15 protein-coding genes are annotated in these 14,221 nt (G+C 71.4%); 11 read left to right on the forward strand and 4 right to left on the reverse strand.

Annotated features, from left to right (window positions below; all coding sequences use genetic code 11):
- Window positions 1-23 precede the first annotated feature (23 nt).
- Window positions 24-1,208: a 4-hydroxybenzoate 3-monooxygenase gene (locus tag ACLKM7_RS17130; RefSeq protein ID WP_436448507.1), complete on the reverse strand. Its 1,185-nt coding sequence runs from the start codon at window positions 1,206-1,208 to the stop codon at window positions 24-26.
- Between the two features lie 259 nt (window positions 1,209-1,467).
- Window positions 1,468-2,220, reverse strand: a complete 753-nt coding sequence (locus ACLKM7_RS17135) for an IclR family transcriptional regulator (RefSeq protein ID WP_436448508.1) — start codon at window positions 2,218-2,220, stop codon at window positions 1,468-1,470.
- Between the two features lie 72 nt (window positions 2,221-2,292).
- Between ACLKM7_RS17135 and ACLKM7_RS17140 the strand changes: the two genes are divergently transcribed.
- The 11 genes from ACLKM7_RS17140 (at window position 2,293) to ACLKM7_RS17190 (ending at window position 12,753) form a co-directional block, all read left to right on the forward strand.
- Complete coding sequence (locus tag ACLKM7_RS17140) at window positions 2,293-3,051, forward strand: IclR family transcriptional regulator (RefSeq protein WP_436448509.1); 759 nt, start codon at window positions 2,293-2,295, stop codon at window positions 3,049-3,051.
- 962 nt (window positions 3,052-4,013) lie between these two features.
- The gene (gene pcaH / locus ACLKM7_RS17145; protein ID WP_436448510.1) at window positions 4,014-4,880 is read left to right on the forward strand and encodes a protocatechuate 3,4-dioxygenase subunit beta; all 867 of its coding nucleotides are present in this window, start codon (window positions 4,014-4,016) and stop codon (window positions 4,878-4,880) included.
- Window positions 4,880-5,452 (forward strand): protocatechuate 3,4-dioxygenase subunit alpha, encoded by a 573-nt coding sequence (gene pcaG, locus ACLKM7_RS17150; protein WP_436448511.1) that lies wholly within the window; start codon window positions 4,880-4,882, stop codon window positions 5,450-5,452. The genes pcaH and pcaG overlap by 1 nt, the downstream gene beginning before the upstream one ends.
- A gap of 22 nt (window positions 5,453-5,474) precedes the next feature.
- Window positions 5,475-6,863: a lyase family protein gene (locus ACLKM7_RS17155; RefSeq protein ID WP_436448512.1), complete on the forward strand. Its 1,389-nt coding sequence runs from the start codon at window positions 5,475-5,477 to the stop codon at window positions 6,861-6,863.
- Window positions 6,860-7,651 carry an alpha/beta fold hydrolase gene (locus ACLKM7_RS17160; protein ID WP_436448513.1) on the forward strand — a complete coding sequence of 264 codons (792 nt, stop codon included), beginning with the start codon at window positions 6,860-6,862 and terminating at the stop codon, window positions 7,649-7,651. The genes ACLKM7_RS17155 and ACLKM7_RS17160 overlap by 4 nt, the downstream gene beginning before the upstream one ends.
- Window positions 7,648-8,046 (forward strand): 4-carboxymuconolactone decarboxylase, encoded by a 399-nt coding sequence (pcaC, locus tag ACLKM7_RS17165; protein WP_436448514.1) that lies wholly within the window; start codon window positions 7,648-7,650, stop codon window positions 8,044-8,046. The genes ACLKM7_RS17160 and pcaC overlap by 4 nt, the downstream gene beginning before the upstream one ends.
- Before the next feature lie 454 nt (window positions 8,047-8,500).
- Window positions 8,501-9,265: a 3-oxoacid CoA-transferase subunit A gene (locus ACLKM7_RS17170; protein ID WP_436448515.1), complete on the forward strand. Its 765-nt coding sequence runs from the start codon at window positions 8,501-8,503 to the stop codon at window positions 9,263-9,265.
- Between the two features lie 17 nt (window positions 9,266-9,282).
- Entirely contained in the window at window positions 9,283-9,954 is a 672-nt protein-coding gene (locus tag ACLKM7_RS17175) for a 3-oxoacid CoA-transferase subunit B (RefSeq protein ID WP_436448680.1), read from the forward strand.
- A gap of 1 nt (window position 9,955) precedes the next feature.
- Window positions 9,956-11,125: a thiolase family protein gene (locus ACLKM7_RS17180; RefSeq protein ID WP_436448516.1), complete on the forward strand. Its 1,170-nt coding sequence runs from the start codon at window positions 9,956-9,958 to the stop codon at window positions 11,123-11,125.
- Between the two features lie 169 nt (window positions 11,126-11,294).
- Window positions 11,295-11,906 carry a cyclodeaminase/cyclohydrolase family protein gene (locus ACLKM7_RS17185; RefSeq protein ID WP_436448517.1) on the forward strand — a complete coding sequence of 204 codons (612 nt, stop codon included), beginning with the start codon at window positions 11,295-11,297 and terminating at the stop codon, window positions 11,904-11,906.
- Window positions 11,907-11,970: 64 nt separating this feature from the next.
- Window positions 11,971-12,753 (forward strand): IclR family transcriptional regulator domain-containing protein, encoded by a 783-nt coding sequence (locus tag ACLKM7_RS17190; RefSeq protein WP_436448518.1) that lies wholly within the window; start codon window positions 11,971-11,973, stop codon window positions 12,751-12,753.
- 114 nt (window positions 12,754-12,867) lie between these two features.
- Here the strand turns inward: ACLKM7_RS17190 and purU are convergent, their stop codons facing one another.
- Both purU and ACLKM7_RS17200 read right to left on the reverse strand, forming a co-directional pair.
- The gene (gene purU / locus ACLKM7_RS17195) at window positions 12,868-13,743 is read right to left on the reverse strand and encodes a formyltetrahydrofolate deformylase (RefSeq protein ID WP_436448519.1); all 876 of its coding nucleotides are present in this window, start codon (window positions 13,741-13,743) and stop codon (window positions 12,868-12,870) included.
- 36 nt (window positions 13,744-13,779) lie between these two features.
- On the reverse strand, window positions 13,780-14,166 hold the full coding sequence (locus ACLKM7_RS17200; protein ID WP_436448520.1) for a MerR family transcriptional regulator: 387 nt from the start codon (window positions 14,164-14,166) through the stop codon (window positions 13,780-13,782).
- Window positions 14,167-14,221: the final 55 nt, after the last annotated feature.

Raw genomic sequence — 14,221 nt, forward strand, 5'->3', positions numbered from 1 at the left:
CGACTGTCGCGGCGGCGCCTCCGTCAGGAGAGCCCCTCGAGCGGCGAGCCGGTGTACGCCTCGGCGAGGTAGGTGCGGCCGGCTTCCGACTCGATGACAGAGCGCAGTTCGCCGAGCTGTCGCTGGCGGTCGAAGTCCGAGGCATCCGGTGCGACGTGGAGCATGTTCGTCATCCACCACGAGAAGTGCTGCGCCTTCCAGATGCGGTGGAGCGCCGTCTCGGGGAAGGCCTCGAGAAGGCGCTCGTCACTGTCGAGCAGCAGGGCCCGCAGTGCGCGTTCGAGCACGATGACATCGGCGACGGCGAGGTTCATGCCCTTCGCGCCGGTGGGTGGCACGGTGTGCGCGGCGTCGCCGATGAGCGCGACGCGACCCCGCAACAGCTCGTGCGCGACGAAGCTGCGGAACCGCAGCACATCGCGCTGGAAGATCCGGCCCTCCTTGAGCGTCGTGCCGGGCACGCGTTCCTGGAGCTGCTGCCACAGCTGCTCTTCGGTGAGGGCCTCGGGGTCGGCATCCGGATCGCACTGGAAGTACATCCGCTGCACCGTGGCGCTGCGCTGACTGATCAGGGCGAATCCGTTCGGCGAGTTCGAGTAGATGAGCTCGTCGGCGCTCGGCGGCGCCTCGCACAGGATCCCGAACCACGCGAACGGGTACTCGCGGAAGTAGCCGCCGGTGGGCGAGCCCGTGACCGCCTCGCGCACGACGCTGCGCGAGCCGTCGGCGCCGACCACGAAGTCGGCCTCGATCTCGAGACGCCGGCCCTCGGCATCCGTCGCGATGACTCGCGGGCGAGCGGATGCCGCGTCCTCGACGCGCTCGCCCGTCACGCCGAATCGCAGATCCTGGCCTTTGCCGAGGCGCACCGCAATGAGGTCCTTGAGCACTTCGTGCTGCGGGTAGAGCCAGACACCGCGGCCGACCAGGCTCGCGAAGTCGATGCGGTGGCCGGCTCCGGCGAAGCGCAGCTCGATGCCGTCGTGCCGGTTGCCCACGGTGCGCACGCGGCTCGAGGCGCCCGACGAGTCGAGGATCTCGACCGTGCCCTGCTCGAGGATGCCGGCACGGATGGTGGTCTCGATCTGTTCGCGCGTGCGCTGGTCGATCACGACCGACTCGATGCCGGCGTGGCCGAGCAGGTGCGACAGCAGCAGCCCGGCGGGTCCGGCGCCGACGATGGCGACACGGGTGCGGATCGTGGTCATGGCGTCTCCTTCGACGGATGCGGATGCTTCGGCCCAGTGTGCCCCGCGGGCACAGCATCGTCGGTCAGTTCCCGTTCAACGAGAAGCGAGGCCCGGCTCGGTCAGCGGTGGTGGCGGTTGAGAAACCATGCGCCGGTTGAGACATCACGACTGGCGCGGTTTCTCAACCTCGATGTGGTTTCTCAGCCTCTGTGTGGTTTCTCGACCTCGAGCGACGGGGACGGATGCCGCAGCTCGAGGTGCGCGCTGAGGCGCGCGGTCAGCGGCGGTCGGCGCGGAGTGCGAGCTCGATGTCGCGAGCAGCGGCGCGGAGGGCGGCGATCGCAGGCTCGGGCGCGGCCTCCCGAGGCAGCACGACCGACAAGGCGGCGACGACTTCTCCGGCGTCGCGGATCGGTACGGCCACGCCGGTCGAGACCGCCTCGATCCAGCCCGGCGCGACGGCGACACCGGCGCGGCGCACCTCGGCCAGGATGCGGCGCAGGCGTGCGGCATCCGTCACCGTCTCGGGCGAGACGGCGCGCAGCGGGCCCGCGAGCACCCGGTCGCGCAGCTCGCCGGGCGCGTGGGCCAGCAGCACGATGCCCGACGACGATGCGTGCAACGGCAGCCGGCCGGCCACGCGGGTGATGTTCGCGCCGGCGTCGGGGTGGGAGAGTCGTTCGAGGAAGAGCGCTTCGTCCTGCTCGAGCACCGCGAGCTGCGTGTGCTCGCGGACCAGCGCCTGCACCGCCTCCATGTGCGGCAGTGCCGCCTGGCGCAGGCGCAGCGCGGTCGATCCGCGCAGCGCGAGCTCCCACAGCCGCATCCCGAGGTGCACGCGCCGATCCTCGTCGCGTTCGAGCAGTCCCGCCGCCACGAGCTCGTCGACGATGCGGTGTGCCGTCGACGACGGCAGCCCAGCGCGGCGGCCGATCTCGGACGCCGACTGCATCGACCGTTCGGCGGTGAACGTCTCGAGCACGCGCACGATGCGGTCGGTCATCGAGTCGCCGGAGGGCGAGTTGGCCATGCGCCCACTGTGCCACGCCCCGCCGCGACCCCGCGCCCCGCCCGGGCCGGTAGCCTCGCACGGGGAGGAGCCATGGGCGAGGGCGAAGGCGTGCTGGAGCGCACGCTCCGCGTGCTCGGATGCTTCAGCGACGACGAGCCGGCGGTGACCGCCGCAGTGCTCGCCGAGCGGACCGGCCTGGCGTCGTCGACGCTGCATCGCTTGCTCGCCACGCTCGTCGCCGAGGGGCTGCTGTCGCGCGGGCCGGGGCACACGTACGCGATCGGGCCGCGGCTGTGGGAGCTCGGCGAGCTCTCGCCGCTGTCGCTTCGCCTGCGAGAGACCGCGCTGCCGCACATGGTGCGGCTGTACGAGGCGACGGGCGAGAACGTCCATCTGGCCGTGCTCGACGGCGCGACGCCCGAGACGACGAGCGCCCTGTACGTCGGCCGCCTCACCGGCCGGCAATCCATCCCCACGCTGAGCCGGATGGGCGGCCGTGGCCCGTTGCACACGACCGGCGTCGGCAAGGCGCTCCTGGCGACCCGCGACGAACCCTGGCTGGAGCGGTACTTCCGCGCGCCGCTGGAGCGCGAGACGGTCCACTCGATCACGACCGAGTCGCAGCTGCGCGCCGACATCGCGCGCACGCGGGCGGTCGGCTTCGCGACAACCCGCGAGGAGATGACGCTCGGCAACGTGTCGGTGGCCGCCGCCCTGCCGCGAGTGGAGGGCCTGCCGCCGATCGCCGTGGGCCTGGTGGTGCACCTGCAGCGCGCCGACGAGCGTCGGCTGGGTCCGCTCGTGGTGCAGGCCGCGAAGGACCTCCACCACGACCTGCGGCAAGGCTGACCGATCCAGGATGCTGGGCGCCCAGCATCCGGCACCGCCCGCGGCCTGCGAAAACACGGGCCCGTCGCGCGACACGCCGGGGTGAGGTGCCCGCCGCCGGCGTGTCGCCGTCTTCGACTGGTGTTTTCGCGCAGCGGTTGCCGCCGGGTGCCCCGCCCCGGCCCCGACACGCGGCACGCGGCACCCGGCACGCGCCCAGCATCCGGCACCGCCCGCGGCCTGCGAAAACACGGGCCCGTCGCGCGACACGCCGGGGTGAGGTGTCCGTCGCCGGCGTGTCGCCGTCTTCGACTGGTGTTTTCGCGCAGCGGTTGCCGCCGGGTGCCCCGCCCCGGCCCCGACACGCGGCACGCGGCACCCGGCACGCGCCCAGCATCCGGCACCGCCCGCGGCCTGCGAAAACACGGGCCCGTCGCGCGACACGCCGGGGTGAGGTGTCCGTCGCCGGCGTGTCGCCGTCTTCGACTGGTGTTTTCGCGCAGCGGTTGCCGCCGGGTGCCCCGCCCCGGCCCCGACACGCGGCACGCGGCACCCGGCACGCGCCCAGCATCCGGCACCGCCCGCGGCCTGCGAAAACACGGGCCCGTCGCGCGACACGCCGGGGTGAGGTGTCCGTCGCCGGCGTGTCGCCGTCTTCGACTGGTGTTTTCGCGCAGCGGTTGCCGCCGGGTGCCCCGCCCCGGCCCCGACACGCGGCACGCGGCACCCGGCACGCGCCCAGCATCCGGCACCGCCCGCGGCCTGCGAAAACACGGGCCCGTCGCGCGACACGCCGGGGTGAGGTGTCCGTCGCCGGCGTGTCGCCGTCTTCGGCTGGTGTTTTCGCACGGGGGTTGCCGACGGATGCTGGGCGCCCAGCATCCGGAATCCCACTGAGCGGGAATCCGCGATGCCGGTGCGAGGCCGCGGTGTCACGCTGGACACGACCGTTCCGTGGGAACACGTGTGTCGAAGGAGACCTCATGACCTCAGCCGAACCCGATCCCCGGGGCGAGGAGACGTTCTCGTCCTCGGTCGTGCTCGAGAAGGCGGCTGCGCCGGAATCGCTGCTGGCCTCGCCCGATCAGCTCACGCAGGGTGAGATCACGCAGGAGATCGTCGACTATCACGCCGCGGCGGCACGCCGCGAGGCGGCGGGCGAGAAGCTGAGCATCAGCCTGCACGACTTCCCCCCGTACCGGTCGACGCTGCTGCGCCACCCCACCAAGAACCCGAAGCTCGTCGACCCCGAGACCATCGAGCTGTGGTCGCCCGCCTTCGGGCAGCGCGACGTCGCGGCGCTCGAGTCCGACCTGACGCTCCAGCACACCGGCGAGCCGCAGGGTGAGCGCATGACGGTGGAGGGCCGTGTGCTCGACTCGTGGGGCCGCCCGGTCGCGAACCAGCTCGTCGAGATCTGGCAGGCGAACGCCGCCGGCCGCTACATCCACCAGCGCGACCAGCATCCGGCTCCGCTCGACCCGAACTTCACCGGCGCGGGTCGCACCGTCACCGATGACGACGGCTATTACAAGTTCACGACGATCAAGCCGGGCGCCTACCCGTGGAAGAACCACGTGAACGCGTGGCGGCCGGCGCACATCCATTTCTCGATCTTCGGCTCGGGATTCACCCAGCGCCTCGTGACGCAGATGTACTTCCCGGGCGACCCGCTGTTCCCGCTCGACCCGATCTACAACACGATCTGGCGCCAGAAGGACCGCGATCGCCTGATCGGCCTGTACGACCACGATCTGTCGGTGCCCGAGTTCTCGATGGGATACCGCTTCGACATCGTCGTCGACGGTCCGGATGCCACGTGGTTCGAGCCCGAGGAAGGGGAGCACTGATGGCTGCCAAGCGTGACCTGGGCCCGAAGACCCACGAGGCCACGGGCGGGCAGACCGTGGGGCCGTTCTTCGCGTTCGGCCTGGACTACCCGAAGAAGCACGAGGTCGTCTTCCCGCACAGCCCCGGCGCGATCGTGCTCGGCGGCACCGTGTTCGACGGTGCCGGAGCACCCATCCCCGACGCGGTCGTCGAGATCTGGAGCGCCGACGAGAACGGCAAGATCCCGCGGGCGCACGGTGCCTTCCGCCGGGACGACCACTCGTTCACGGGCTTCGGGCGCGCGGCGACCACCGACGTCGGCCGCTACGAGTTCTGGACCCGCAACCCCGGCTCGGTCGGCGGCGGCGCGCCGTTCTACTCGGTCGTGGTGTTCGCGCGCGGCCTGCCCGACAAGCTCGTGACGCGCATCTACCTGCCTGAGGACGAGGACCTGCTCGCGGCCGATCCGCTGCTGTCCTCGCTCGAGGTCGACGAGCGCGCTACGCTCGTCGCGACGCGCCTGCCGAACGGACACCTGCACCACGACATCCACCTGCAGGGCGAGAAGGAGACCGTGTTCCTTGCCTTCTGACGCATCCGCCGGCCCTCCCTCCGTGGGAGACGCCGGACTGCTGTCGCCGGTGACCGTGGGTCACGACGAGGCTGTGACGGATGCCGCGATCCTCGACGCGCTCGTGACCGCCGAGGTCGCGCTGGTCCGCGCGTACGGCGCAGCGGGCCTGGCGCCTGCCGAGGTGGTCGACGAGATCGAGACCGAATTCGGCTGGGCGGGCGAGCTGCGCGGATGCCGCGGTCACGGCGTCGACCTCGGTGCGCTCGTCACGGCGTCCGTGTCGGGGGGCAACCCCGTCATCCCGCTGGTGCGGGTGCTCAAGGACCGCGTCTCGGAACCGGCCCGCGTGTGGCTGCACCGCGGCGCGACGAGCCAGGACATCGTCGACTCCGCGCTCATGGTGATCGGCCGGCGCGCCGCGATCCAGGTGGCGGCGTCGTTGCGGCACACCGAGATCGCCCTGCGCGGCTTCGCGCGCTCGCGCCGCGACGAGGTCGGCGCAGCGCGCACCCTGACTCAGCACGCCGTGCCGACGACGATCGGCCTGCGCGCGGCGACGTGGCTGCGCGGCGTGCGGCGCGCCGCCGACCGGCTCGACGCCACGTGGCGGGAGCTGCCCGCCCAGCTCGGCGGCGCCGGCGGAACGCTCGCGTCGTTCGTCGAGATCGCGGGGACGGATGCCACGACCGCCCTTCCTGCGACCTTCGCGCACGAACTCGCCCTGGCGGCACCCGACGCCCCGTGGCACACGACGCGCTGGCCGGTGACCGAGCTCGGCGACGCCCTCGTGCAGGCGATCGATGCCGTCGGCGTCATCGCCGCCGACGTCGCGACGCTCAGCCGCACCGAGATCGGTGAACTCGCCGAGGGTGCGGCCGGTGGATCGTCGGCGATGCCGCAGAAGCAGAACCCCGCGGCATCCGTCCTCATCCGCTCCGCGGCCCTTCGGGCGCCGCAGCTCGGGGCCACCCTGCACCTCGCGTCGGCGCTCGCTGTCGACGAGCGCCCCGACGGCGCCTGGCACGCGGAGTGGCCGACGCTGCGCGAACTGCTGCGGCTCGCGCTCGGCGCCACCGCGAATGCTCAGCGCCTGGTCGCGGGGCTCCACGTCGACACCGTCGCGGTCGCCCGCAATCTGGCCGCCACGCACGGGCTCATCGTGGCCGAGCGGCTGTCGCTCGTGCTCGGTCCGCGGATCGGCGCCGACGGTGTTGCGGCCCTCGTCGCGGCGGCCGGAGCCGGACGGGACCTGCGGCAGCTGGTGGCCGCCCTGCCCGAGGCGGCGGATCTCGACGTCGACGCGCTCCTCGACCCCGCCGGGTACACCGGGCTGGCGGCGCAGCTGGTCGATGAAGCGGTTGCCAGGCGCAGCGCGAACATGGCCCAGAACCTGGACGCCGACCACGGCGACAGCGAGGAGGACGCATGACCAAGCCGTCGATCGCCCTCACGCCGCTCGGTCGCCCCGCCTCAGGGGCGGACGATGCGCCCCTCCTCGTGCTCGGCCCGTCGCTGGGCACATCGACGATCCTGTGGGAGGACGCCGTGCCGGCGCTCGCCCGCGAGTACAGGGTCGTCGCATGGGACCTACCGGGCCACGGTGCGTCCGCGCCGGCCACCGACTCCTTCACGGTCGCCGACCTCGCCGACGCCGTCGCCGAGGCGGTGGACGGGCCGTTCCTCTACGCCGGGGTCTCACTCGGCGGAGCGGTCGGACTCGCGCTCGCCCTGCGGCATCCGCATCGTGTGACAGCCGCCGCGATCCTCGCCTCCGGCGCGAAGCTCGGCGAAGCCGACGCCTGGCGCGAGCGCGCCGCACAGGTGCGCGCGCAATCGACGTCGAGCCTCATCGTGGCCTCGGCGCAGCGCTGGTTCGCCCCCGACTCGGTCGCGCGCCGTCCTGAGCTGTCAGGCCGGCTGCTGCACGCGCTGCAGGACGCCGACGACGAGAGCTATGCCCTGTGCTGCGAGGCGCTCGCCGCGTACGACGTGCGCGGCGGCCTCGGCCGCATCGAGGCTCCGGTCCTCGCGGTCTGGGGGACTCATGACGCGGTCGCGCCCGAGTCGAAGGCGGTCGAGATCGCGGACGGCGTCACCCGCGGCACGGTTCGCGAGATCCCGGATGCCGCGCACCTGCCGCCCGCCGAGCAGCCCGAGACCGTGGCATCCGTCCTCTTGGACTTCTTCGCTCAGCAACGACAGGGGACGAGCGCATGACCAGACCCGCCGGCGAAGGGCTCTCGGACGAGGAGCGCTACGACCAGGGCATGTCGGTGCGTCGCGAGGTGCTGTCGAACCAGCATGTCGATCGCGCGATCGCCGGCACCACCGCGCTGACCGCGGACTTCCAGGACTTCATCACCCGTGTCGCGTGGGGCGACATCTGGTCGCGGCCCGGCCTCGACCGTCGAGCCCGGTCGGTCTCCGTGATCACGGCGCTCATCGCGCACGGACACCACGAAGAGCTCGCGATGCACCTGCGAGCGGGTCTGCGCAACGGGCTCACGGTCGACGAGATCCGCGAGATCATCCTGCAGTCGGCGGTGTACTCCGGCGTCCCCGCCGCGAACACCGCCTTCCGCATCGCGAACGAGGTCTTCGCCGCCGAGTAACCCTGCGGCTGTGCCGCATGCCGCCGCCGCGCGGCCGCGCCGCCGCGCACCGCCGTCGCGAACGAGGTCTTCGCCGCCGAGTAACCCCGCGGCTGCAGCGCCTACCCGCCGCGCGTTCGCGCCCCCGCACCGCTGAGCCTCCGCCGGGCGTGCCGTTCTGCACCGGCCATCTCGCGCCGCCGTGCACCGCCGTCAACGAGATCAGGGGATTTCACCGTCGCAGGACGATTCGGGCGAAAACCTCCTACGCCGGTGAGATCCCCTGACCGGGCGACGGACGGTGGGCGACGGGCGGCGGGCGACGGACGGTGGGCGACGAGCGACGGGCGACGGACGGGCGGCGGGCGGCGGGCGGCGGGTCGCCGCGAAACTTCCGCAGAAGGATCGGGTCGAGTAGACTGCCCGTAGTGCGAACTGCTGTCCGCAGAGCGGACATATGAACATGGGAGTTGGTGTGATCGACAAGACCGTGGCATCCGTCGATGAAGCCGTCGCCGGCATCCAGGACGGCTCAACCGTCATGATCGGCGGCTTCGGGCGTGCCGGACAGCCGGTGGAGCTGATCGACGCACTCATCGCGCAGGGGGCGACCGACCTCACCGTGGTCAACAACAACGCAGGCAACGGCGACACCGGGCTGGCCGCGCTGCTGGCGAAGAAGCGCGTGCGCAAGATCCTGTGCTCATTCCCTCGCCAGCACGACTCGTGGGTCTTCGACGAGCTGTACCGCGCCGGCGAGATCGAGCTCGAGCTGGTGCCGCAGGGCAATCTGGCCGAACGGATCCGCGCCGCGGGCGCCGGCGTGGGGGCCTTCTTCTCGCCCACCGGCGTCGGCACCCAGCTCGCCGACGGCAAGGAGGAGCGCGTGATCGACGGTCGCACGTATGTGCTCGAGTACCCGATCAAGGCCGACGTCGCACTCATCAGCGCGCGGCAGGCCGACCGATGGGGCAACCTCGTCTACCGCGAGACCGCACGCAACTTCGGCCCGATCATGGCGTCCGCCGCGGCGACCACGATCGTGCAGGTCGACGAGATCGTTCCGCTCGGTGCGCTCGAGCCCGAGAACGTGGTGACGCCGGGCATCTTCGTGGATCGTGTCGTCGCGGTGGGCGAGCGGGCGTGGCTGCGCGCCGGCGAGTTCGTCGGCGGCGTCGACATCGAGGGGCGGCCGCTGGCGAGACCGGATGCCGCAGCCACAGCGGAGGTGGACCAGTGAGCATTCAGCAACCCGGCATGGCGGCGACCCGCATCACTCGTGAGCAGCTTGCCGCCCGTATCGCGGCCGACATTCCCGAGGGCTCGTACGTCAATCTCGGAATCGGCGCGCCCACGCTGGTGGCGAACTTCCTGCCGGACGACCTCGAGATCATCCTGCACACCGAGAACGGTCTGCTGGGGATGGGTCCGGCGCCCGAGCCGGAGCGGGTCGATCCCGACCTCATCAACGCCGGCAAGCAGCCCGTGACCGCGCTGCCCGGGGCGGCCTACTTCCACCACGCCGACTCGTTCGGCATGATGCGCGGCGGGCATCTGGATGTGTGCGTGCTCGGCGCGTTCCAGGTGTCCGAGCGCGGCGACCTCGCCAACTGGTCCACTGGCGCCCCGGGCGCGATCCCCGCCGTGGGTGGTGCGATGGATCTGGCGATCGGTGCGAAGAACGTCTACGTCATGACGGATCTGCTCACCAAGTCCGGTGAGTCCAAGCTCGTCCAGTCGTGCACGTATCCGCTGACCGGGGTGGGCTGCGTGACCCGGGTGTACACCGATCACGCGATCTTCGACGTGACACCCGACGGCTTCGCCGTGCGCGAAGCATTCGGCGACAACACCGTCGCATCACTGTCGGAGCTGACCGGCCTGGAACTGAGTCGAGCGGATGCCGCGGCATCCGCAGAGGAGAACTGACATGTCTGCCACCGTGATCTACGACGCCGTCCGCACACCGTTCGGTCGTGCCGGCGGAGCCCTGTCGGGCGTGCGTCCTGACGACCTCGCCGCCCTCGTCATGAAGGCGTCGGTCGAGCGGACCGGCCTTGATCCGGCCCGCATCGAGGAGGTCGTCTTCGGCGATGCCAATCAGGCCGGCGAAGACAACCGCAACGTCGCGCGCATGGGCGCCCTGCTGGCGGGGTTCCCGACGAGCGTCCCCGGCGTCACCGTGAACCGCCTGTGCGGGTCGAGCGTCGAAGCCGTCATCCAGGGCTCGCGCGCGATCGAGGCGGGCGACGCCGACATCGTGCTCGCGGGCGGCGTCGAGTCCATGAGCCGTGCACCGTTCGTCGTCGAGAAGTCGCCGAAGCCGTGGCCGGCCGTCGGCAATCAGACGTTGTGGAACACCTCGATCGGCTGGCGCATGGTCAACAAGGCGCTGCCGGCGGAGTGGACGATCTCGAACGGGCAGTCGGCCGAGAAGCTCGCCCAGATCTACGACATCTCACGCGAGGCGCAGGACGAGTTCTCGCTGCAGAGCCACACCCGTGCCGCACAGGCGTGGGCCGACGGGGTGTTCGCCGATGAGATCGTGCAGGTGCCCGGCGCCGAGCTGGGCCGCGACGAGGGCATCCGCGCCGACACGACGCTCGAGAAGCTCGCAGGGCTCAAGTCGCTGTTCGCCGCCGACGGCACCGTGACCGCCGGCAACTCGTCCTCGATCAACGACGGTGCGTCGGCCGTTCTCCTCGGCCGGGAGGGGGCGATGGATGCCGAGCCGCTGGCCCGCATCACGGGCCGCGGTGTCTTCGGCAACGACCCGGACGTCTTCGGGGTCGCGCCGGTCGAAGCCGCGAACCGTGCGCTCGCCCGCGCCGGCCGCACGTGGGCGGACGTCGACTTCGTCGAGCTCAACGAGGCGTTCGCGTCGCAGAGCCTCGCGTGCCTCAAGCTGTGGGCCGACCTGGATCCCGCGAAGCTCAACGTCCACGGCGGCGCGATCGCGATCGGGCATCCCCTGGGTGCTTCCGGCGGTCGCATCATCGGCCGCGCCGCCCACGAGCTCAAGCGCCGCGGCGGTGGCGTCGCCGTCGCGGCGATCTGCATCGGAGTGGGGCAAGGTCTCGCGGTCGTGCTCGAACGGTAGCCAGCAGCACCCGGCGCGTCGCGTACGTTCAACGCCGGGCGAGGGTGGGCCGCAGAATCTCCTGGTCCCGCACGCTCTGCGTCAAGCCCCACCTGCCTCGGGCTCCGCGACCGTAGGGTGACGGCATCCGTATCCCCACCGACGGAGCATGCCCACGCCGAGGAGCACCATGGCCGACGACGATCTCATCCCCGCCGCGACCCCGCTCGACGAGTGGCTCGACCGGCTCGCCGAGGGACACGGCGCCCCCGGCGGCGGCGCGGCGTGCGCGGTCATGACCGCGATTGCGGCGGCGCTGCTCGGTATGGTCGCCGCCTACACGCCGGACGAGCCGGACGCGGCGCGGGCGCGCGAACGCGTCGATCGCATTCGGCGGCAGGCGACCGCGGCCGCGGAGGCGGACGGCGTCCGTTCGGCGGGGTTCGGTGCGGCGCTCGCGATGGAAGACGGTCCAGAGCGTGAGAGCTCGGTGCGCGCAGCGACCGTCGAGGCGACGGGCTCCTCACTCGCGGTGGGAAAGATCGCGACGAACCTCGTCGAAGAGGTGCGACTGCTGGCCGAGGTCGGCAATCCGAACGTCGAGGCAGACCTGCTCGTCGCCGGCGAGGCGCTCGCGGCCGCGCTCGGCGGCGTCGTCGCGACGACCCGGGCAGACCTCGATCTGCTCGCGGGGCATCGGATCCCCGGCGACGGGCTGGATGACACGCTGGCCCGGGCCGAAGCGGAGCTGCGCGAGATCGCCGACGTCCGCGGAGAGCTCGTGCGGCTGCTCGCTCGGTGACGTCGATCGACGGCGCGATAGTCTCGCGTACGGACACCCGTTCCACCCGCGAGGAGCACGACGAGTGAGTGAAGCGCCCCAGTCGGCCCCCTCGGGCGATTTCGTGCAGTCGCTCGCCCGTGGGCTGGCGGTCATCCGGGCTTTCGACGCCGACCATGCCGAGCTCACACTGAGCGAGGTCGCGCGCCGCGCCGGCATCACTCGCCCGGCAGCCGGTCGATTCCTCCGCACGCTGGAGCAGCTGGGCTACGTCCGCGCCGACGAGCGGCGGTTCGCACTGACGCCTCGCGTGCTCGAGCTCGGTTTCAGCTACCTCAGCGCGGTCTCGATCCCCGAGATCGTGCAGCCGCACCTCGAGCGGCTCTCGCACGAGGTCGACGAGAGCGTCTCGGCCGCGGTGCTGGACGGCACCGACATCGTCTACATCGCTCGCGTCCCGACGCGGCGCATCATGAGCGTGCGCATCACGATCGGCACGAGGTTTCCCGCCTACGCGACGTCGATGGGGCGCGTCCTTCTTGCAGGGATGCCGGATGCTGCGCTCGATGCCTTGCTGACGGCACCCGCTCTGCCGTCCCTGACCGAGCGGACCGTCACCGATGCCGGCGCGCTGCGTGCCGAGCTCGCCCGCGTGCGCGAGCAGGGGTGGGCGCTGGTCGACGGGGAGCTCGAGCCGGGGCTGCGGTCGGTCGCGGCGCCCGTGCACGACCGGCGGGGCGAGGTCGCCGCCGCCGTCAACGTCTCGACCAGCGCGACGCGCGACAGCGTCGAGCATGTGCTCGACGCGTACCTGCCGAAGCTCCTCGCGACCTCGGCGGCGATCGACGCGGAGTTGCGCCTGGTGTGATCGCGCCCGTCTGAAGACCGAGCGCCGGATCGCACCGCTTCGGGTGGCGCAACGCGCGGGATCATTCGTCCCGATGCCGCGTGTCGTGACCCCCGAACGGTTGTCCGCGCCTGCTCAGAACACGATCGTGTGGTTGCCGTGGCGGATGACGCGATCCTCGGCGTGCCACAGCACCGCGCGCGAGAGCACTTGACGCTCGACGTCGGCACCGCGACGGGCGAGCTCGGCAGCAGAGTCGGCGTGCGTGACCCGCACGGTGTCCTGCTCGATGATCGGTCCCTCGTCGAGGTCGTCGGTCACATAGTGCGACGTCGCGCCGATCAGCTTCACCCCGCGCTGCTTCGCCTTCTTGTAGGGCTCGGCGCCGATGAAGGCCGGGAGGAACGAGTGGTGGATGTTGATCACCGGCACCCCGAGCTGCGCCAGGAAGTCGCCCGAGAGGATCTGCATGTACCGGGCCAGCACGACGAAGTCGACGTTTCCCTTCAGCAGCTCGACGATCTTCGCCTCGGACGCGGACTTGTCGGGTCCTGGAACCGACGGCACATGGAAGAACGGAACGCCGAACGAGCGCACGTCCTCGGCGGAGGTGGTGTGGTTCGAGATCACCATCGGGATGGTGACGGGCAGGTCGCCGCGGCGGTGCCGCCACAGCAGGTCGAGCAGGCAGTGGTCCTGCTGTGACGAGAGGATCGCCATGCGCTTGGGCACCGACTGGTCGGTGAGCGACCACTCGAGGTCGAAGTCACGGAGGGCCTTCGTGATCTCCGCCTCGATCGGCGGACGGTCCGCGGCGAACCCCGGCCGGTGGAAGACGACGCGCTGAAAGTAGGCGCCGCCCGTCGGGTCGTCGGAGTACTGGTCGAAGGCGACGATGTTGCCGCCGATCCGCGTGATCATGGCCGAGACCGCGGCGACGATCCCTGGTCGGTCGCTGCCGTGGACGATGAGGCAGGCGTGGTCGGCGAGCAGATTCGGTGACGCGGGCATTGTTCGATTCTGCCGTGTTCCGTGCGGGGGATGCCGTCAGGCAGCCGCCATGCGGCCGATGAGGTCGCCGTGGCGCGTGAGGCGGAGAAACTCGGCGACGGCGTCCCGGCTCTTCGTCAGGCAGGCGAGCCGTTCCTCGAGCGCGTGCAGTTCGGTGGCCAGCTCTTCGGCGAGCGCGAGAGAGCATTCCGGAGGGGCGGCCAGCCGGCATTGCTGCTCGATATCGAGCACCACCTTCGTCATCCGCGTCGAGAGGCCGGCCTGCACGAGACCGCGCACCTGCATCGCGCGTTCGACGTCGCTCTCGTCGTAGGCGCGGTAGCCGTTCGCCGACCGCGCCGACGAGAGGAGCCCCTGCTGTTCGTAGTACCGGAGCATGCGGGTGGGGATGCCGGTGCGCTCCGACAACTGTCCGATCTTCATGACTTCTCGTTTCGCGGAAGAGCTTGACATTGACATTAATGTCAAAGTTTAGCCT

Origin of the sequence: Microbacterium sp. I2 (genome assembly GCF_051364985.1) — a bacterium.
Classification (GTDB): domain Bacteria; phylum Actinomycetota; class Actinomycetes; order Actinomycetales; family Microbacteriaceae; genus Microbacterium.